The sequence below is a fragment of the Bacteroidota bacterium genome (genome assembly GCA_016722375.1).
GTDB lineage: Bacteria > Bacteroidota > Bacteroidia > Chitinophagales > LD1 > Bog-950.
The window spans coordinates 263,027-282,249 of sequence record JADKJG010000004.1 but is presented as its reverse complement, the minus strand read 5'-3'; the positions used below and the strand labels follow the sequence as shown (position 1 = coordinate 282,249).

At 41.4% G+C, this 19,223-nt stretch carries 16 protein-coding genes, 1 tRNA gene and 2 pseudogenes; 7 read left to right on the top strand and 12 right to left on the bottom strand.

The window, feature by feature from the left end; all coding sequences use genetic code 11:
• The 5 genes and pseudogenes from IPP77_06710 to IPP77_06690 form a co-directional block, all read right to left on the bottom strand.
• Positions 1–729, bottom strand: a complete 729-nt coding sequence (locus IPP77_06710) for a hypothetical protein (protein ID MBL0309355.1) — start codon at positions 727–729, stop codon at positions 1–3.
• Positions 723–2,219 carry a nitrate reductase subunit beta gene (narH, locus tag IPP77_06705; protein ID MBL0309354.1) on the bottom strand — a complete coding sequence of 499 codons (1,497 nt, stop codon included), beginning with the start codon at positions 2,217–2,219 and terminating at the stop codon, positions 723–725. Before narH ends, IPP77_06710 begins: the two co-directional genes overlap by 7 nt.
• 26 nt (positions 2,220–2,245) lie before the next feature.
• A pseudogene (locus IPP77_06700) lies at positions 2,246–5,868 on the bottom strand (nitrate reductase subunit alpha).
• Positions 5,869–5,910: 42 nt separating this feature from the next.
• Positions 5,911–6,864 carry a c-type cytochrome gene (locus IPP77_06695; GenBank protein ID MBL0309353.1) on the bottom strand — a complete coding sequence of 318 codons (954 nt, stop codon included), beginning with the start codon at positions 6,862–6,864 and terminating at the stop codon, positions 5,911–5,913.
• A gap of 611 nt (positions 6,865–7,475) precedes the next feature.
• A complete protein-coding gene (locus tag IPP77_06690) occupies positions 7,476–7,700 on the bottom strand; it encodes a hypothetical protein (protein MBL0309352.1) in 225 nt (74 codons plus the stop codon).
• Positions 7,701–8,040: 340 nt separating this feature from the next.
• On the opposite strand from IPP77_06690, the gene IPP77_06685 reads away from it, so the two are divergent.
• Positions 8,041–8,454: a DoxX family protein gene (locus IPP77_06685; protein MBL0309351.1), complete on the top strand. Its 414-nt coding sequence runs from the start codon at positions 8,041–8,043 to the stop codon at positions 8,452–8,454.
• Positions 8,455–8,598: 144 nt separating this feature from the next.
• Here IPP77_06685 and queD read toward each other — a convergent pair whose 3' ends face one another.
• The 3 genes from queD to IPP77_06670 form a co-directional block, all read right to left on the bottom strand.
• A complete protein-coding gene (gene queD, locus IPP77_06680; protein MBL0309350.1) occupies positions 8,599–8,955 on the bottom strand; it encodes a 6-carboxytetrahydropterin synthase QueD in 357 nt (118 codons plus the stop codon).
• Entirely contained in the window at positions 8,955–9,650 is a 696-nt protein-coding gene (locus IPP77_06675; GenBank protein ID MBL0309349.1) for a Crp/Fnr family transcriptional regulator, read from the bottom strand. Before IPP77_06675 ends, queD begins: the two co-directional genes overlap by 1 nt.
• A 195-nt stretch (positions 9,651–9,845) precedes the next feature.
• On the bottom strand, positions 9,846–10,430 hold the full coding sequence (locus tag IPP77_06670) for a hemerythrin domain-containing protein (GenBank protein MBL0309348.1): 585 nt from the start codon (positions 10,428–10,430) through the stop codon (positions 9,846–9,848).
• A gap of 464 nt (positions 10,431–10,894) precedes the next feature.
• Here IPP77_06670 and IPP77_06665 point away from each other — a divergent pair, with 464 nt between their 5' ends.
• Positions 10,895–11,323 carry a transposase gene (locus tag IPP77_06665; GenBank protein MBL0309347.1) on the top strand — a complete coding sequence of 143 codons (429 nt, stop codon included), beginning with the start codon at positions 10,895–10,897 and terminating at the stop codon, positions 11,321–11,323.
• Complete coding sequence (locus tag IPP77_06660; GenBank protein MBL0309346.1) at positions 11,324–11,500, top strand: hypothetical protein; 177 nt, start codon at positions 11,324–11,326, stop codon at positions 11,498–11,500.
• Between the two features lie 494 nt (positions 11,501–11,994).
• On the opposite strand, the gene IPP77_06655 is transcribed toward IPP77_06660, so the two are convergent.
• Positions 11,995–12,066 (bottom strand) — tRNA-Met (locus IPP77_06655).
• A 72-nt stretch (positions 12,067–12,138) separates the two neighbouring features.
• On the opposite strand from IPP77_06655, the pseudogene era reads away from it, so the two are divergent.
• The 3 genes and pseudogenes from era (at position 12,139) to IPP77_06640 (ending at position 14,637) form a co-directional block, all read left to right on the top strand.
• Positions 12,139–13,027 (top strand): annotated as a pseudogene (gene era / locus IPP77_06650) (GTPase Era).
• A 29-nt stretch (positions 13,028–13,056) separates the two neighbouring features.
• Positions 13,057–14,358 carry a ribosome biogenesis GTPase Der gene (gene der / locus IPP77_06645; GenBank protein MBL0309345.1) on the top strand — a complete coding sequence of 434 codons (1,302 nt, stop codon included), beginning with the start codon at positions 13,057–13,059 and terminating at the stop codon, positions 14,356–14,358.
• Positions 14,359–14,442: 84 nt separating this feature from the next.
• Positions 14,443–14,637 (top strand): hypothetical protein, encoded by a 195-nt coding sequence (locus tag IPP77_06640; protein ID MBL0309344.1) that lies wholly within the window; start codon positions 14,443–14,445, stop codon positions 14,635–14,637.
• A gap of 75 nt (positions 14,638–14,712) precedes the next feature.
• On the opposite strand, the gene IPP77_06635 is transcribed toward IPP77_06640, so the two are convergent.
• Positions 14,713–16,344 carry a S41 family peptidase gene (locus IPP77_06635; GenBank protein MBL0309343.1) on the bottom strand — a complete coding sequence of 544 codons (1,632 nt, stop codon included), beginning with the start codon at positions 16,342–16,344 and terminating at the stop codon, positions 14,713–14,715.
• A 159-nt stretch (positions 16,345–16,503) separates the two neighbouring features.
• The gene (locus tag IPP77_06630; GenBank protein MBL0309342.1) at positions 16,504–17,010 is read right to left on the bottom strand and encodes a hypothetical protein; all 507 of its coding nucleotides are present in this window, start codon (positions 17,008–17,010) and stop codon (positions 16,504–16,506) included.
• A 177-nt stretch (positions 17,011–17,187) separates the two neighbouring features.
• Between IPP77_06630 and IPP77_06625 the strand changes: the two genes are divergently transcribed.
• Positions 17,188–18,831, top strand: coding sequence for a hypothetical protein (locus IPP77_06625; protein ID MBL0309341.1), 1,644 nt, complete (start codon positions 17,188–17,190; stop codon positions 18,829–18,831).
• Positions 18,832–19,059: 228 nt separating this feature from the next.
• Here the strand turns inward: IPP77_06625 and IPP77_06620 are convergent, their stop codons facing one another.
• Positions 19,060–19,215, bottom strand: a complete 156-nt coding sequence (locus IPP77_06620) for a hypothetical protein (protein MBL0309340.1) — start codon at positions 19,213–19,215, stop codon at positions 19,060–19,062.
• Between the last annotated feature and the right edge of the window lie 8 nt (positions 19,216–19,223).

The window sequence follows — 19,223 nt, the reverse complement described above, 5'->3', positions numbered from 1 at the left end:
TTAATCTAGATTTTGTAAAGACGCATACTCCTGCGCCTCTGAGTTTTGAATATTAATAGTTGCTATAGCCTTTTGTTTATTAAAAAATGATTGATGATGTGTAGAGGTAAGCACAGTATCCTCAGCGGTAGTAAATTCCTTCTCTCCAAAATCCTTCACTAAAACCTGCAATAAAGCAGTAAAGCAATTTTTGTAAACATTTCCATGATTCAGTTCTTCCTGGATAATGGCGCGGTGCATTTTTCGCAGCACCTTCATCTTCAAATCCACTCTGGCCATCGCAAATTCCGAAATCATCTTTTTTACACTAGGGATGGTAATGCGCCAAGTTAAATCTTCTATAAAGTCCTTATCGTTAGAAATCGTCATCAACGTAAGCACGTTGCAGAGATTATCGGGCAAGTCTGTTCCACAATTATTGCCAATCTTAATTTGTTCGGTTTGCATGCATAATAAAAAAGCACCCCGCTTATAATCTTCACCAAACATGACATATCCTAAGTCGAGGTAACAAATAGGCTGCACATCAAATGTTTTGGTAAACAGTTCTTGTTGCTCATCTAAGGTGCAATGATCCATGTATTCATAAAAAATCTGCAACTCATTTGCGGCTTCAGGATAGTCGCTTTTTAAAAACGCAATGCTCTCCCTCACATCTTGAATAAATCTTCCGGTAGGATAGTTGAAGAGTTTTGCCAAAAGCGTATAGTGTTCTCTATTGTTTACCATCCTCTTTCAGGTTTTTCTTTAAATCCAAATCCAGTATTTCCTTTTACATCCGCTGTGTTCTCCAGCATTTCAATAGATTCTTCGCGGTGTGCAGGTGGAATTACAAAGCGCTCATCAAACGTAGCTAAGGCTGTTAATCTAAAAATAGCATCAGCAGTTTCGGCACCTAGGCTTACTTCCTGCATAGCGTGGTCAACAATCTCTTGTTTTACATCGCCTACTGTTACTTGGCGTCTGTGCCATCTCACCGCCATCAGGCGTTTCATGACTTCTACAATTTTATTCTGATTGCCTGCAGTGAAGAGATTCGAAAGATATTTAATTGGTAAGCGGTTCGTTTCAATCCCACCCCACAAAAATTGCTTATTAGTTTCTTTATAAATACCGTCCTGCACCGATGCCATACCGGGCATAAGTGCCGGCACATAAAATAAATTTGGCAAGGTTCTGAACTCCGGGTGAAGCGGAAGAGCAAGTTTCCATACTTTCACAAATTTGTAAACCGGTGATTTCTGTGCGGCTTCAATCGTTGACATGGCAATGCCGTTTTTCTGCGCTTCGCGAATAACTTCCGGGTCAAACGGATCAAGATAAATTTCCAATTGTGCATCTACCAAATCCGCATCATTTTTTGTAGAAGCTACCTCCTGAATTCTATCAGCATCATAAAGCATTACTCCCAGATAGCGAATTCTGCCTACACATTGGTGCATACAAGCAGGTGCTTGTCCTGACTCCAGACGTGGATAACATAGAATACATTTTTCTGATTTACCGGTATGCCAGTTGTAATACGATTTCTTGTAAGGGCAAGCAGTCACACACATTCTCCATGCACGGCAAACTTGCTGATTAATCAATACCACACCGTCCTCTCCTCTTTTGTAGATAGCGCCTGACGGACAAGCAGCCACACATGCCGGATTCAAACAGTGATTACAAATTCTAGGCAAGTAGAAGAAAGTCATTCGCTCCAACTGAAACATCACTTCTTGCTCCGCTTGGCTTAGATCTTTAAAGTTTACGTCCTGACGTGCATAATCCTGAGACCCCCCCAAATCATCATCCCAGTTTGGGCCTGATTTAACGTCCATGTGCTCGCCAGTAACTAACGAAACCGGTCGGGCTGTTGGCTGGTCATCGCCTTCAGGGGCTGTAAATAAGTCCTGATATTTGTATGTCCAAGGCTCATAGTAATCATCGAGCACAGGAAGATGCGGATTATGAAATATATTTTTCAATCCTTTCAACTTTCCGGCTCCTTTTAGCGAAACTGAGTCACCATTCTTTTCCCATCCTCCTTTGTAAATGTCCTGATCTTCCCACTTTGTGGGGTAGCCGGTTCCGGGTTTTGTTTCCACGTTATTCCACCACATATACTCTGCGCCTTTTCTATCCGTCCAAACGTTTTTGCAGGCAATAGAACAAGTGTGGCACCCGATACATTTGTCGAGGTGAAAAACCATTGATACTTGCGATCTTATGTCCATATTATTGAGCTGTTTTTATTGTTCTTTTAAAATTCTACTTTATCCATTTTTCTCACCAAAACGTGTGTGTCTCGGTTTGAACCCACCGGTCCCCAATAATTAAAGTGATATGAAAACTGTCCGTAACCACCCACCATTAAACTTGGTTTTAGGTGCACACGAGTGAAACTATTGTGGCCTCCTGCCCTGCGTCCATTTCTCGTTTCCGATTTTGGAACAGAATAAGTTCTTTCAGGCGAGTGATACACAATACAAACACCATTAGGAATCCGTGCGCTTACGCAAGCACGAGTGCAATACACACCGTGGTCATTATACACTTCTACCCAATCGTTGTCTTTCACACCAATGGCGGCTGCGTCTCCTTCGCTCATCCAACATGGCTCCATACCCCTTGAAAGAGTGAGCATTCTCAGCGTATCGCCATAAGTAGAGTGAATGTGCCATTTACCGTGAGGAGTTAAGCAGTTCAGCATTTTCGCTTTACCATCATTTATAGTTTTACGTATGTCACCATAGGCCTCCGGTGTTGGAGATGGTTTGAAAGTTGGGAGATGTTCGCCAAAGGCAATGTAACCATCGTGGTCAAGATAAATATGCTGACGGCCGGTAAGTGTTCTCCAAGGTACCAAGCACTCCACATTATAACTGTATGCTGCGTAGGCACGGCCATTATCCATTAACCCCGACCAGAGTGGAGAATTGTTATACCTGCGAGGTTGGGATTGTAAGTCTTTATAATCAATTCTCACATCCTTACTGCCAATACCGTGTTGTAGCAAAGGCATACCGGTTTTCTTCTCCATGTTTTCGTAAGCCCTTACGGTCATTTTACCGTTGGTCAAAGAAGATAATCTTAATACCGCATTTACCGCTTCCACATCTTCCTTCAAAGAAGGATATTCCACACCATTTATTTTTTGAACGTGGCGCTTGTCATTTTTCATTTCCGCATACACATCGTTTGCCATGAAACTCACTCCATGCGCTCCAATCGGGTTTGTCTCCATGTTTGCACCAAGAGAAATATACTTGTTATAAATCTGGGTGTAATCGCGCTCTACAATTGAGATTTTGTGCATCGTTTTCCCGGGAATAGGTTCACACTCCCCTTTATACCAATCCAACAATCTAGGTTGACTGATTTCGTCAATCGAATCGTGCGACAATGGAGTGTTAACTACGTCCTTAATCGGATGTGGCAAATAAGTCTTTGCCATCTCACTAACTTTCTTTGCAAGCAACTGGAATATTTGCCAATCGCTCTTGGCCTCCCAAACCGGAGCAATAGCTTGCCCTAGCGGGTGAATAAAGGAGTGCATATCTGTAGAGTTGATATCCGCCTTTTCGTACCATGAAGCGGCAGGAAGAACTATATCAGAATAAAGCGCAGAAGTATCCATGCGGAAATTAAGATCTACGATTAAATCCATTTTCCCTTTCGGAGCCTCTCTCCATATTAATTCTGAAACATGGTCTTTGGCAACTTCATCGGCAATCTTATTAGTGTGCGTTCCCAAATAGTGATCGAGCATATACTCATGCCCTTTGGCACTAGCCATCAGCGCATTCCCCCGCCAGATGAACCAGTTGCGCGGAAAATTTATTTCTGCATCCGGATCAGAAATGGAATAGAGCAATTCCTTAGACTTCAATTTGCCTACTACATAATCTTTTATTTCATCGTCTGTTTTTGCACCAGCAGACTCTGCATCCGTTACAATTTCGAAGTTGCTCTTGTTGTATTGTGGATAAAATGGCATCCATCCGTTGCGAACTGCCATTGCCGCAAAATCGGCGGAGTGCATGTTTCCTAATTTACTTCCGGTAGGTATATTGTTATACTGCGCCTGATTGCCATCATATCTCCATTGGTCAGAATTGATGTAATGCCAGATTGGAGCTTGTTGCAAGCGGTTCGCACTTTGCCAGTCTTTAGCGGCCATGATAGTTCCCCAAGAATCTACGGGAGCCAATTTCTCCTGACCCACATAGTGATTCATTCCTCCGCCATTCACTCCGTTACAACCAGTAAGCATCTGTGTCATAATTGCAGAGCGATACATCAGATTGTTATGAAACCAGTGACAAATAGCAGCACCAACAATTACCATGCATTTCCCTTTGGTTGTTTCGGCTGTGCTGCCCCACTCACGTGCAATTTGCAACACCACTTCACGACCAATTCCTGTAAATATTTCCTGCCAAGCTGGAGTATATGCCTGGTCTTTGTCGTTATAGTCTGCAGGATAATCTCCCGGCAAACCACGCGACACACCATATTGACCAAAGGTTAAATCATAGATAGTTACGGCTGCAATTTTTTGTCCATCAACCGTGTCAATATATTTCACAGGACTGACCGTAGCACCTTTTTATTCAATCCATATTCAACGAATTCAACTTTCAGTACATCATCACTTTTGTTTAGGATAGTTAATACGGGATCAAACTCGGAATTATCTTCTCCGTCCTCAAATTTCAAATTCCAATTACCAATCTTACCCTTATCCCAACGCTGTCCCATGCTGCCTTTAGGCATCACTAATTTCCCAGATTGAGAATCAATATTTAAGAACTTCCAATCTCCATTCTCAACGTCCTTATATTTTGCTATTCGGTTGGCACGAACTAATCTTCCGGGTGTATAATGATCTCCCTCCTTTTGCAATTCAACTAGGAATGGAGAATCTGTATATCGTTTCACATAATCAATGAAATAAGGCACTTGTCTATCCGCATGAAATTCCTTCAGAATCACATGTGTAACTGCCATCCAAAATGCTCCATCGGAGCCGGCATGAACCGGAATCCACTGGTCGGCATGTTTTGCCACCATCGAAAAGTCGGGCGACATCACAACTGTTTTTGTTCCGTTATGTTTTGATTCGGAGAAGAAGTGAATGTCTGGAGTGCGGGTCATTCCTAAGTTAGCTCCCATTGAAATACAGTACTTAGAATTATACCAGTCGGCACTTTCGCACACATCGGTTTGCTCGCCCCAGACCTCAGGGAATGCTGTTGGCAAATCGCAATACCAATCGTAGAAGCTCAAGTTAACAGCACCTAACAATTGCAAATAGCGAGCGCCGGATGCATAACTTAACATAGACATCGCTGGAATAGGTGAAAAACCAATTACGCGATCTGGTCCATATTTTTTAATAGTATAGAGATTGGCGGCTGCAATTAACTCAACCACTTCCTCCCAATTTGCTCTTCTGAAACCGCCCTTTCCTCTGGCTCTTTGGTAGCGCGCTCTGTTTACCGAGTTGCTTTGAAGATTTTCCCATGCCTTAATAGGGTCTCCACCAGCAGCTTTCTTAGCTTCCAGAAACAAATCCATTAATGCTCCCCGCATCAATGGATATTTCACTCGAATAGGGCTATAAAGATACCATGAATAAGAAATACCTCTTTGGCATCCGCGTGGCTCGTATGGCGGCAAACTTTCTTCCAACAAAGGATAGTCCAATGCCTGAGTTTCCCAGACTACAATTCCATCTTTCACATGTATATTCCAAGAGCATCCTCCCGTGCAGTTTACACCATGTGTGCTTCGCACCACCTTATCATACTGCCAACGATTACGATAGAACTCTTCCCATTTGCGTGTTTTCGGAGAAATGATGTCTTCAATCCAACTCATAGTTATACTGTTTTAGAATTCGTTTTTAAAGATTTGTTCTGCTTATTTTGTTTTCACTTGACGGTCATAAATTCTCTGCTTCACCATGCCCCACTTCTTTTTGTACCACAAAAGCAGTACAATACCTATCCAAATCGCGAAGCCTAAAAATCCCCATTTCAACAAGGGACTAACAGCCGCTTTTTGAGTAGCACTTTCTTTATCGGCTACATTAAGGAATGCAGTAAGGTCGGCAATTTCAGTTTCTGTGATTGGTCTGCCGTTGTAGGCTTCGGTCATAGCAGGGAATGGCGGAGCATTTAAAATTCCCATAATTCCAGCATCACCGCCCAAGCGGCTATGCACATTCGTTAAATCTTTAGCAAGTAAACCCCCAGGAATAATTTTGTTGTTCGTTACATTGTGACAGGAAATACAGGCAGGACCCCCATTAATTAGTCTTTTCCCGCCTTCAAAGATATGTTGACCGGCAGTTATTTGCGCCGCGGTTGCATTGTCAGATTCATTGCTAGCCGGACCTGAGGCTACTTCCGAGGCTGCCGGCGTCTGTGCGCTCTTATCTTTTATATAAGCAAGAATCCCCTTTATATCCGCCTCCGGAAGGTTTTGATCCGGCATCGGAATTTTGTTGAATTCTTCAAAGATGGCCTTTGCATCCGGATCGCCTGAATTAACCAACGCCTGTGATCCCTTTATCCATTTTAGAAGCCATTGCTCATTACGAAGTTCAGTTACCCCATGTAAATCCGGGCCCACCAATTTCCCCTTGCCAATGGAATGGCAGGCAGCGCAATTTTGCTTATAAAGAGTTTCGCCATTCTGTGCAAACCCACACAACTGGAATAAAATGATCACCACAAATAATGTGGCTGATTTAATACTAGTTAAGTTTACAAATTGATTTGAACCGTTATTGGCAAGCATTGATTTCATACTCAATATCATTTTTGTTAAAAATTGATGTTCCGAAAATTGCATTTTGACCAAGTTTGCCATAAGGTAATTTGATGTGCTGGTTTTGAATGAATGTTTGTTTGATGCGGCTATCATTCTATGTTTCTATCTAGGTACTTTCGTCTTATTGACGGAGCAAAAGAGCAACCAGAATACACTATATAATATGACCTCACTCAAACCGAAAAATGTTTTTTCATATTTTTCTGGCTGATTAAAGTATTAACCGTAGGTGTCAAAAGTCATCGTAAGTGTTCATAGCACCACAGTGGTCCTCTACTGTTATACCCATAAAACGATCACTACTTTAGAAATATAGCACCAAATTGTAAAAGATGCTTACTAAATAAGGTATAGAGTTAATCAGTATAATTCTATAATAATCCAGAGAAAAATTATTACTGAAACCTTCTCTGGTTTTTAAACCAGTCCTACAAACTGACCCTTTCGTCCTTTCCCTCAAAAATCTTCCTTTTTACGCCACTTCGTTTCCATCAAATACTACTTTGAAATAAATACGATGCGTATAGGATATAGAGCGTCCTACTTAAATTTATACCCCTCCTATGAAACTTCATCTGAAACCTTCCAAACCATTATGTTTACTGACTTTTCAAATAACCCTCCTTCAGAAACCTTTATGAATAGTTACTTTATCCAATAAATAGGAAAAAAACGGGGTCAGTCTGTTTTAACAATATACTGATCAATAAAACAGTAATATCAATTGATAAAACTGCTTTATTGATCAGTATACCAGCATTATCAATCAATATTGCGGTATTATCAACCAATACTGTAACGTTATCAATCTGACTAATCTTAATATCAATCAATACAGGAGCAGTATTACCTAAGACCGGTACATTTGCAACCATTCTTCGAGAATTTTAGGTAGCCCAATTATATTTTTAGCGAGGAAAGTGCTCGTTTTATGAGAGACATTTGGGCTACTTCGTAATGCCGTTTATTAGAGGCATGAACCTAATATAAACATCACGAAGTCTGGTTAGAAAGGAAACTCAAAATCTCATATAAAATGCCAAATGATATTTTTTTGCCTGATGATGGTCATTTTTCACATATTTTATCCTGCTCTATTTTGTAATACCTTGATACGGATAGAAAGGGGGTAGCAGTTCTAGTTCTTTTTTTGTCATCAAATTTTAACTGAAGTTTGGCTTTAAACATAATTGTTCATCTTAAAAACCACTTGTTATGATTTCACCATTATGGATCCTTATCTTTTTATTGGCGCTTATGTTTTTTGTTTCAGGCATAGTAAAAATTATGCATTCAAAAAAGTCAGAGCCATCCGCTTCGTGGAACTGGGCAGAAGATTTTTCAACCGGCCAAGTAAAATTGATTGGTGTTGTAGAAGTTGTTTGTGCATTAGGAATTGTTGTTCCTAAATTACTGGGCCATGGTCATTATTTAACCTCCGCATCCGCATTGGGACTAACACTCTTAATGGGTGGTGCTTGCTTTACACATTTACGCAGACATGAGTATGATTTGTTAGCCATATCTTTAGTCTGCGCCATACTTTCGGTTGTCATTGTCTTCTTAACCTCACCTATATTAACTACAGCTTCCAACCCATCGGTATTTATGGCTTGGCTAAATAGGTAAATGTTTGCGTTTCTATCCTGTAAAAATCTGTTTGTAACTGTAGGAAAATAATATCTGATAAAGTACAAACCCCAATTCCTGATTAGATATCAGCACAACTTTCCGGTTAAAAAATTAGGGAAGAGAGAAATACACCTCCTATAACTATTTCCCTTCGTAAATACAACCAGAGGTGCTGGTTTCCTGAATGACAATTTTCGATAACAAGGGAAGAGAAGGAAATAGTCTTTCCCAAATCCAAACTGTGAGACACTCTACAGTAGGATTTTCCAAACCTTCCACATTATTTAGCACCGTATGATCTATTTGGCTAAGTATGGGTTGAAAAGCTCGGTTTAGGTCGGCAAAATCCATTACCCACCCAGTAAGCAGATCTATGGGGCCATTGATATAGACAATAACCTTGTAAGAATGCCCATGCATCTTTTTGCACTTATGATCATCAGCAACCTTAGGCAAAAAGTGAGCGGCTTCAAAACTAAATTCTTTGTATAACTCCATCACAAACCCACAATATCCTGCAACTTTTTATAATCGTTAATTTGAAGCGTTTTACCCTTTACGGAAATCACCTTTTCGTGTTTCAAATCAGCCAAATTTTTTGACACCTGTTCTTTTGTAATGCCGATCAAATCACCAATATCTTGTCTACTTAAATTTACTTCGAAGGGCTCCGTAGATTGTTCTAAAAGGTATGCGCTAGCAATATGCAGTAAAGCTTCAGAAGTCTTTTCTCTAACATTTAACTGAGCCAAGTGCACCATGCGGGCATGCATTTGATTTAATTCCCTTTGGTAAACCTTGGTCAAATCTTCGCGTACACCAGAACTTTCTTTACATATAGACTCGTAATCTTTGCTTTCAATAAAACATACTGACGTTTCCTCCACCGTAGTAACTGAAATTTGCTGTTTGCCCAATTCATCAGTTGTATGATCCAAAACCGAACCGGCCCTAGCAAGTCCAACTATTAATGGCCTACCCCTGTATCCGCTCACAAACACTTTTGCAACCCCCGATGAAATAAAATAAACTCCATCTATCTGTGATCCTTGTCGAATGACGATTTGTCCTTTACCATAAGTCATACAAAATTTACTCTTGTCAATGAGTTCAAGAAACTTGCGCTCGCAGTTTTTAAGAATCGAGCAATACCTTATGTTGCATTCAAAACAGCTAATATCCTGCTTTTTCATAGCCACTATTATAATGCAAATTAAGGAAAGGAGAAAAATCTTTTTAATTGACTTTAATCATATGCTATTCAAATATCTCTTTTATACTCCGAGTCTGTTTGAATTTGATATTTGTTAATGATTATAACCACCAACTATTCTGAATACGCAAAATCAAAAAACTATAGTAAAAATAGATGGTCAGACCTTGGGCAATTATTTCGATTTGCTCCAATCTTCTATTCTAATAGCTTTAGGAAATAGAATATCGTTCTCTAAATGGACATGCTTATGCAAGTCTATTTCAAACTCATGAAGCATTGCGTATAGCATCTTATAAGCCATAGAAGCCCGGATCGGTGGGGTAAAATCCGAGGTTAACATTCTTATCCTTCCCATCCACTTATTAATCAACTCATGTTCTTCTTCCATCATTTGCACTGGGTCCCTCACAGAACGAAGTTGAGTTGTCGACAAAACTTTCAACTCCCCGTTTGAAAAGCGATCTAAATTCTTAAGATAAGGAAATAACAATAGTTCCTCCTGTTTTATATGGTACGATAGCTCTTGGAATATTTTCTTCCAAAGTGACTGGATATCAATCGTTTCCGGATTGGTTTCCCCATGCAATTTGGCCACTTTGTCAGCCAACTCAGAAATCAAACTCAGGTTTTCATTAACATAATGGTGATGCGAAAGAACTATATGATCTACCAACGCGGTTAATGTCCAACTTGTGCAAGGAGGTGTTACATCCTCCTCCTTTGCTTCAATTTGATTCAATTCTTTTGCCAAAGCCACTTGGTTATTATTTTTCTCTATACAAACTTTAGCAATAGCCTCCTTCTCTCCTCGAATAAAATCAATTCCATGTTTTTAAGAACTTCTACAGCATAGTCATCGAACACCACCATTTCAATTAAGGGTTTTCTAATAATGTTATCCAGCGATTTCATGCTATACGAGCAACGAAAATATGCGCATACCATGTAGTAACTTCTGACTTTGGTCACCTAGCTTGAAAACATTTCATACCTGAAATAGCAATCCTCTTTTAGCTTTCTATAGTAGAGAGGTTTGAAAAACAGATGCACAATTGGGTGTAAACAAGACAGGTTGTGTAGTTGATAGTTAGTGGGATATTTGTGCTATGGATACAAAACAACTGAGTCTTATGGATAACATTTGGTCATTTTCAAAACGGAATAAACAATCAAAGCAGTGATAATGTTGCTAAGATAGATGCTGTAGTAAACTGGCAGGCCTTGGTCGCCTTGGTGCAGGTAATAGACAAGAGTAACACTGGTAAGGGGGACGCAAACCCTCCGTTTGAATGGAAAGTAAAAATGTTGTTCCTGCAATATGCTTTCAATTTAAGCGATGAAGAACTAGAAGATCAGTTGATAGACCGATTGAGTTTTCAAAAATTTGAATCAGTTTTGCCCAAGAGATACCGGACTTCACCACCCTGTGGCACTTTAAGAGGCCTTAGTGAAGCATCAACTGATGGACCGCATATTCTCCGGCATCAACCATCAGTTGGAACTACATGGTTTGATGTTAAAAAAAGGAACGATAGCGGATGCCACCATCCTAGAGTCAGCCAACAGGCCATTGAGCAAAAAAGCGCGGATTGGCCGTCAAGCCCGTGTTCAAATAGATACAGATGCCCAAGCACCGAAAAGACGGCATAATTGGATACAAAGGACATAGGAGTGGATGTAGGCGGCAAACTGATACGCAAACGGAAGTTCACCTCCGCAATGTGCACTGACAGCCGAGCAGAAGATTTGTTAAGCGGAGATGAAAAAAAAGTATTTGGGCAGATAAAGCCTATCCTAAAAACCAACACAAAACTGCCCGAAAATTAGGCATCTACTATGGTATTTTGATAAGAAGAAACGGGGTGGCAAATTATCGAACAAACAGGAGAAAGAAAACAAACAGAAGTCAAGCGTAAGAGCAGCGGTAGAGCACCCCTTTGCCTTTCTCAAACCACATAAAAACACTATTCAGCAGTGGTGATGACATCCCAATCCACAAAAAAACCTTTAGCGAATAACAAGTTCATCAATAAATGGGTTTTTCAAAGAACTCTAGTATCCTGTAGTTCTAAAATTAGTTTTAAGATTCCATTCGAAAATATTCTTTGCTTCATTTTTTTTAATTCTATGCTTTGAAGTTAATTCCGCACTTAAAATGGTTTCTGCACTTATAAATTAATCGGAGTAAACCTGTAGAAATCCCATATCTGTTATTCCTGCAACAGCACTACAAGCCATCGAGCCACCCGTGTGTTGGTGGATAATTGTTATGTAAAAAAATAAGCCCTTGAAATTCAGTAATTTCAAGGGCTTATTTTTGTTGCGGGGGGCAGGACTCGAACCTGCGACCTTTGGGTTATGAGCCCAACGAGCTACCAACTGCTCCACCCCGCGATTTAGGGCGGCAAATATATTCCTTATTAACTGTAATGCAAGGCGCTTTCCTATTTTTGCGGTTCTTAATTATGAATCATCACGCAGGTTTTGTAAATATTATCGGATTACCCAACGTGGGTAAGTCCACTTTGATGAATGCCCTGTTGGGAGAGAAACTATCCATCATTTCTCCCAAAGCACAAACTACACGTCACCGCATTCTAGGAATTATTAATGAACCGGAATTCCAAATCGTATTTTCAGATACGCCTGGATATATCAATCAACCGGCTTATAAGTTGCAAAACACTATGAATGATTTAGTAGATGAATCATTTGAGGATGCCGACATATTGCTTTTTGTCACCGATAAAAATCAAAAAGGACGAAGAGCAATCCCATTTGATAGAACTTATCCGACAGACCAAATTACCTTCCTTGGTCATCATCAACAAAATGGATTTATGTCAAAAGGGGGAGGTAGAGAAATTGATAGAAGACTGGAAAGCAAAATTACCTGATTCAGAAATACTTGCTTTGTCGGCTGCGTCAGGCATTAACAGCTCCAAGCTCATCAAGAAAATCGCTTCACTGCTTCCCGAATCTCCTCCGTTTTACGATAAAGAACAGTTAAGCGACCGAAACGTTCGCTTCTTTGTAACCGAATTAATACGTGAAAAGATATTTCTGCATTATAGTGCTGAGATTCCATACTCTTGTCAGGTAGAGGTGGAAACCTATGAGGAAAGTGAAGAAATAGATCGTATTCGCTGCATCATATACGTAGAAAGAGAATCGCAAAAAGCCATTCTTATTGGTAAAAAGGGAGAGGCCTTGCGACAGGTAGGAACAGAGGCGCGATTAGACATTGAAAAATTTCTTGGTAAAAAAGTATTTCTCGATTTGTTTATCAAGGTGAAAGACAAATGGAGAAATAATGCTTTGGCTTTAAAGCAATTCGGATATACAAATAAATAGAGAACCTTCGGGATTCATAAAAATATGGGATTTACAGTAGCAATAGTAGGCGGCCAAACGTTGGCAAATCAACACTCTTTAACCGGTTAGTAGGAGAAAAGAAAGCAATCGTTGACGACTTAAGCGGTGTAACCCGTGACCGTATTTATGGAGAATGCGATTGGAACGGCAAAGTCTTCAATGTGATAGATACCGGAGGGTTTGTACCCGATTCTAAAGATGTGTTTGAAAAGCATATCCGTGAACAAGTACTTATCGCCATCAACGAAGCATCACTACTCCTGTTCATTGTAGATGCCTCCACCGGCATTACGGCGTTGGACGCTGAATTCGCACAAATTCTCCGGAAGCATCAAAAGAACGTCATGCTGGTTGTGAACAAGGTAGATAATATACAGCGTCGTAATGATGCCAATGAATTTTACAGCTTGGGAATGGAAAATATCTTCTTCATTGCTTCCATGACTGGTTCCGGCTCAGGCGAACTGCTGGATGAAGTGGTGAAAAGAATACCCGAAGAACCAGAGGAAAAGGCAGATGAAAACATTCCGAAGGTATGTATTATCGGACAACCGAACGTAGGGAAATCATCTCTGGTCAATACTATGCTGGGTGAGGAAAGAAACATTGTTACCGATATAGCAGGAACCACCCGCGACTCGGTCCACACACGCTTCAACAAATTTGGCAAAGAGTTTATCTTGATTGATACCGCGGGAATACGCAGTAAATCAAAAGTGCAAGAGAATCTGGAGTTTTACTCTGTTATCCGGGCAATCAAGGCCCTGGATGAATCAGACGTAGCCATCATTGTTCTGGATGCCGTGAAAGGAATCACTCATCAGGATTTGAGTATCTATAAGATGGCAGTTAAAAAACATCGGGCTATTATAGTGGCGGTTAATAAGTGGGATTTGATGGAAAAAGAGACCAATACCGCCAAGAATTATGAAGATACTCTCCGTGAAAAACTAGCTCCGTTCAACGATGTGCCTATCCTATTCATTTCGGCTTTAGAAAAACAAAGAGTCTTTAAATTAATTGAGCTCATCGAAAAAGTCTATGTCAATATCAAAAGAAAAATACCGACTTCAAAATTGAACGAAGTGATGCTTAAAGTAATTGAGCAGCACACTCCCCCTGCCACGGACGGCAGGCTTGTTTCTATAAAATATGTCACCCAGTTACCCACACCCACTCCGTCATTTGCCTTTTTCAGTAACCATCCCAAATATATCCGGGAGCCATACCGCAACTATCTGGAGAAACAACTGCGCAAAAACTTCGATTTCAACGGGGTGCCTGTTAATATCTTCTTTAGGGAGAAATAATATATTCAGGCAAAAGTTTGGAATTAATAAAAAAGGAAATCTATATTTGCGCCGTCAATTAATTAACCTAAAATCAAAAACAAAATGAAAAAAGTATTCTTCGCTTTTGTTGCAACTAGCGTCATGGCGCTTGCAGCTTGCAACAACAAACCTGCTGAGGAAGCCACAGAAGCTGCTGCTACTGAAACTACAGAAGCAGTCTCAAACGCTGTGGAAACTACTGCTGCGGCAGTTGACACAGCAGTTGCGGCCATTACTGATACGACTACAAAAAAGTAATCGTCAGTTTAAAAGCTAAACAAAAAAGTCCCGCTTAGGCGGGACTTTTTTGTTTTTATCCACTCATCCAACAATTTACTGCATCACCTCAATAGCCTTGCTGATTACTTTATCATCCTCATTCATTATATAATAGTATCCATCCATTCTCCAAGCCTGCTTTGCCAAAAAGGCCTTCAATATTTTCTTGATCTTATCATCAATCAGCTTTATTTTTTTACTGTCCTCCTTTAAACCGTTGGCAGCAGCATGTCGGTAAAAAGCGTTCAGCAATTCCTCATTCACCTGAAAGTCCTTCTGGAAATCAGCCGGTGATTTGAATTTGTCCAAAAGGCCTGAATTCTCAGACGTATATTTATAAACGAATTCAGGGACAAAAGACCGAACCATATAATAATACTCATTGTCTGCCGACGTATCTACCGGAACAAAAACATCAGGACGTATGCCGCCGCCGCCAAATACCCTTCTCCCCTTTCCGGTTCGGTACACTACTGTATCCTGAATTTTCACCGTATCCTCATGCACAAATTCACCGCGCATATAACGTTCGTAAATTTCATTGTAGTACTGCTCATTGCCATTGGCATAAGAACGCTGAATACTTCTACCCGATGGCGTATAATATCTCGCCACCGTTAAACGAAGCGCCGAACCGTCTTTCAAGGCATATTGTTCCTGCACCAATCCCTTTCCAAAAGACGTTCTGCCGATGATGGTTCCTCGATCCCAGTCCTGTACGGCCCCTGAAAGAATCTCACTGGCCGAAGCGGAACCTTGGTCAATCAAAATGCTCAACGCGCCCTCTTCAAATATTCCGATTTTATTCGCGTGATATTCCTGTCTTTCATAAGCCTTTCCTTCGGTATAGACCAATAGCTTATCTCCACTAATCAATTCATCCGCGATAGCGGTAGCGGCCTGCAAATAGCCGCCTGGATTTCCACGAAGGTCTATGATCATTTTCTTCATACCCTCTGCTTTCATCTTTTCTACTCGCTCCATAAATTCTTCATGAGTGGTAGCACTGAAACTACCAATGCGGATATAACCCGTTTGTTTGTTGATCATGTACGAAGCATCTATGCTATAGAGCGGAATTTTGTCGCGCACAATCTCATAGTTTAACAGGTTCTTCATGCCGCTGCGTAATACTGTCACCTTTACCGTAGTTCCTTTGTGTCCTCGCAGGCGCTGTTTCACACCCGTCTCACTGATTTTAATACCCGCTACAATACTGTCATTAATCTTCAAAATCCGGTCACCGGCTTTCAATCCGATAGATTCAGACGGGCCGCCGGAGATAGCGGATACTACCGTAATCGTATCCTGAACAATAAAGAATTCAATACCTATCCCTTCAAAATTCCCTTCCAGCGGTTCATTCATTTCATCCACACTTTTCGCTGTGATATATACAGAGTGAGGATCGAGATTAGATAGCATTTTATCTATGGTCTTGTCCACCAATTGCTCCCGGTTCACGGTGTCTACATACTTTATGTTGATATAGTTGATGATATCATCTATCTTATCATAGCCGCGCGAAAAGATTTCTCTTTTTCCGCTGGTAGCGTTGTTAATCACAAAACCTATCAAGACACCTACTGATAAAATTAGTGCATATATCAGTGGACGGTAAGGGCTGGTTCTCATTCTGCCATTCGGATTATAATAGTGTATCGGGTTCTCTTCTTCGCTTTTCATTTAAATTTATCTGGCGGGCAAAAATATAATTTACAAGATAGGACAAAGCCCAAGCCTTCTATGTTTTAACGGATTATAACCTCCCAATGGATTTGAAACAAAAAAAATCCCTGCCTTCCAACATGGAAACAGGGATACTTCCTGATGAATCATCCTTCTTTAAAAATCATTCACGCTGGTGTTCTTTTTATAGTCTTCGCTGGCTTTCCAACTGCTTTCAATCGTCAATTCAAAACGTGATTTGGCCACTTCTTTCAGTGTAAAAGTTACATCGCGGATCAACCACTGCATGATGTGACTGTCGTCCACATAGCTTTCGTTTCGGAAGTCACCGAATTTGTAAGTCAGGATAAATCTCATCTCTTCTGCCTCCTCAATGTTGCCTTGAAGGAATACTTTATAGAATCGTCCTTGGTCATTGAATAAATAGAGCACGCGGTCCAATTTCACCGCCCCGATCATTGGGTCATCGCCAGGCAGAAAATAAGCGTCCTTCAACAACGCGTTGCGGTCTTTCTGAAATTCTAGTTTCTTTCCGTCTCTCCACACCGAATCCATCTTGGTTCCCCAATAGATGTTACGGAAATGAAGTACTGATTCAGACTCTGCGCTGAAACCAGACAAAGCAAATGCACAGAGGGTAAAGGCAAGCAATAGTTTTTTCATGATTTATATTTCTTGTTTTATGAAGGCGCGAATATGCAATTTTTTGGTTTTGGCACATTATAGGTTTTCCCCACAGCTATCGTTTATAAAACGCAAGAAGGCGAATCTTAGTCTATCACCTGCTACCGACCACCCCGACGGAAATAAAAATTGGATATTTTTAGCACAAAGCAAAACATGACTCACAGGATTAGCACCGAAGCCCTTGCCCGCCTTAGCAGCATCCGCCATCAATATGGCACTGAATTTCAGTCGTTGAAAAAGAAACTACTCCAGCGCATTAAGCCCTCACACCTTCACCGAACAGATGAAATAGGTCAGTTTTATCACGACCTCCAGTTCCTGATGGCCTATCCGGATGACAAAGAAATCTTTACGTTGGCCAAAAATGCCTTGAATCAATTAGTTCAAACCATAGAGGAAGATGAAAACCGGCAATATCAATTAGGCAATAGCGGCTTGAATGGCACGACGATGTGCGCTGCCTTTGGCTTCGAAGTCTGCCGATGGTTACAGGCGCGCTTTCCCCATCTGGTTTCCTTGAATTCTATAGATGCCGATGAAGGGCAGATTAGTGCTGTGCTTTCGGTAGTGCTTCCCAAAGTAGAATCTGAAATTCTGCAAGATGAAAACGACGATTGGAAATCATGGCTACAGAAAATGACACCGGAGGGTGGAAATATGCTCGATACGCTCCTCCGCGTTTTCGATCAGGCAGATATGAGGCCGGAGGTGCGCGACGAACTCTGGAACTCGCTCCTGATTTATACCAACACCCGTCTATCCCTACCGGTAGGTTTGCCCGATACTTTGTATCAACCTTTTTATCACCGCTCGCTGGTGCGCAAAGCCGAGTTGAAAGACCATGCGCAGGAAAAACCAAAACTCCTCCATTTGCGGGCGGATGAAGCACAACAGATTATTGATTGCAGCCGCATGGTTTTGTTGCGCCACATCCGCGAGATAGACCCCATCACTTTTACCCAACCTGATCTGGTTTCCTATTACCAATTGTCTCGTGGACTTACGGTGGCGCTGTTTGGCATGGCACCTGCGCGGCGACACCCGATTGACAACTACATGGGTTATGTTGCCTTCAAAAACGGCATGCCAATAGCCTATGCCGGTTCATGGTTGTTGTTTGACAGCGGGCGGATTGGCTTGAATGTTTTTCCCGCCTATCGCGGTGGCGAGTCGCAATATCTTTTCGGGCAGATACTAGAACTGCACCGACAGGTTTATCAGCTCAAGCGATTCAGCGTGGACCCTTACCAGATTGGAAAACACAATAAAGACGGCATAGATTCTGGTGCGTTTTGGCTCTATCATTCTTTGGGCTTTGAACCCATAAAGAGCCAACAGAAAATGCTGGCACAGGAAGAAAATGCAAAACGGATTGCTCACCCAAAATACCGCAGCCCGGCACCGGTGCTCAAAAAGCTAGCCGACTCGCGCATGGAACTCCTCCTCGAGGGAAAGCCTGCAAAGTTTGATGCCACCGACCTGAGCATTGTTTATGCGCGATTGATTAAAGACCAGTATAATGGCGACCGCAAAGCCGCCGATGAACAATGCTTTGAGCGCCTCATCAAATTACTCCATCTCAAAAAGGCTTACCAAGACAAGAACCTCGCTTTTGTACTGAAGAACTGGGCGGTTCTTTTGATGGCGAATGAAAAAGCACTTCGCGCCGACAAAGCGCTGCAACGCTCCCTTCGCCAAATGTTTGAATGGAAAGCAAGCGGCAGCGAGGAAGATTATCTGAGGATGATGAGGAAGGAGAAAGTGCTGCGAAAATGGCTGGAGGAAATGGCGATGTGAGGATATAAGCGATTCCATTCCTCTAAGGGATGGAATCGCTGCCGCATTCTATGATATCCCCATCGCTCATCCCTACGAGATTAGAAAAATGGATGTTCGTTTTTCTACCAAAGGCATCAATCCTACAGATTGAAAACCACCGCCGCCACAAGCCCCGGGCTATGAACCCACTCAGCCCCTCGCCCCCCCCCCCCCAAAGGCCCCCTACGGGATTAGAAAAATGGATGTTCATTTTTCTACCAAAGGCATCAATCCTACGGATTGAAAACCACCGCAAACAAACATTCGTGAATAGCTGCCATCAAGTTCCGTAGGAACTATCTTTTGGTAGAAGTAAATAGTCTCCACTGTGTAAGCTCCATCGGAGCGACCGAATGAATACATTTCACGCG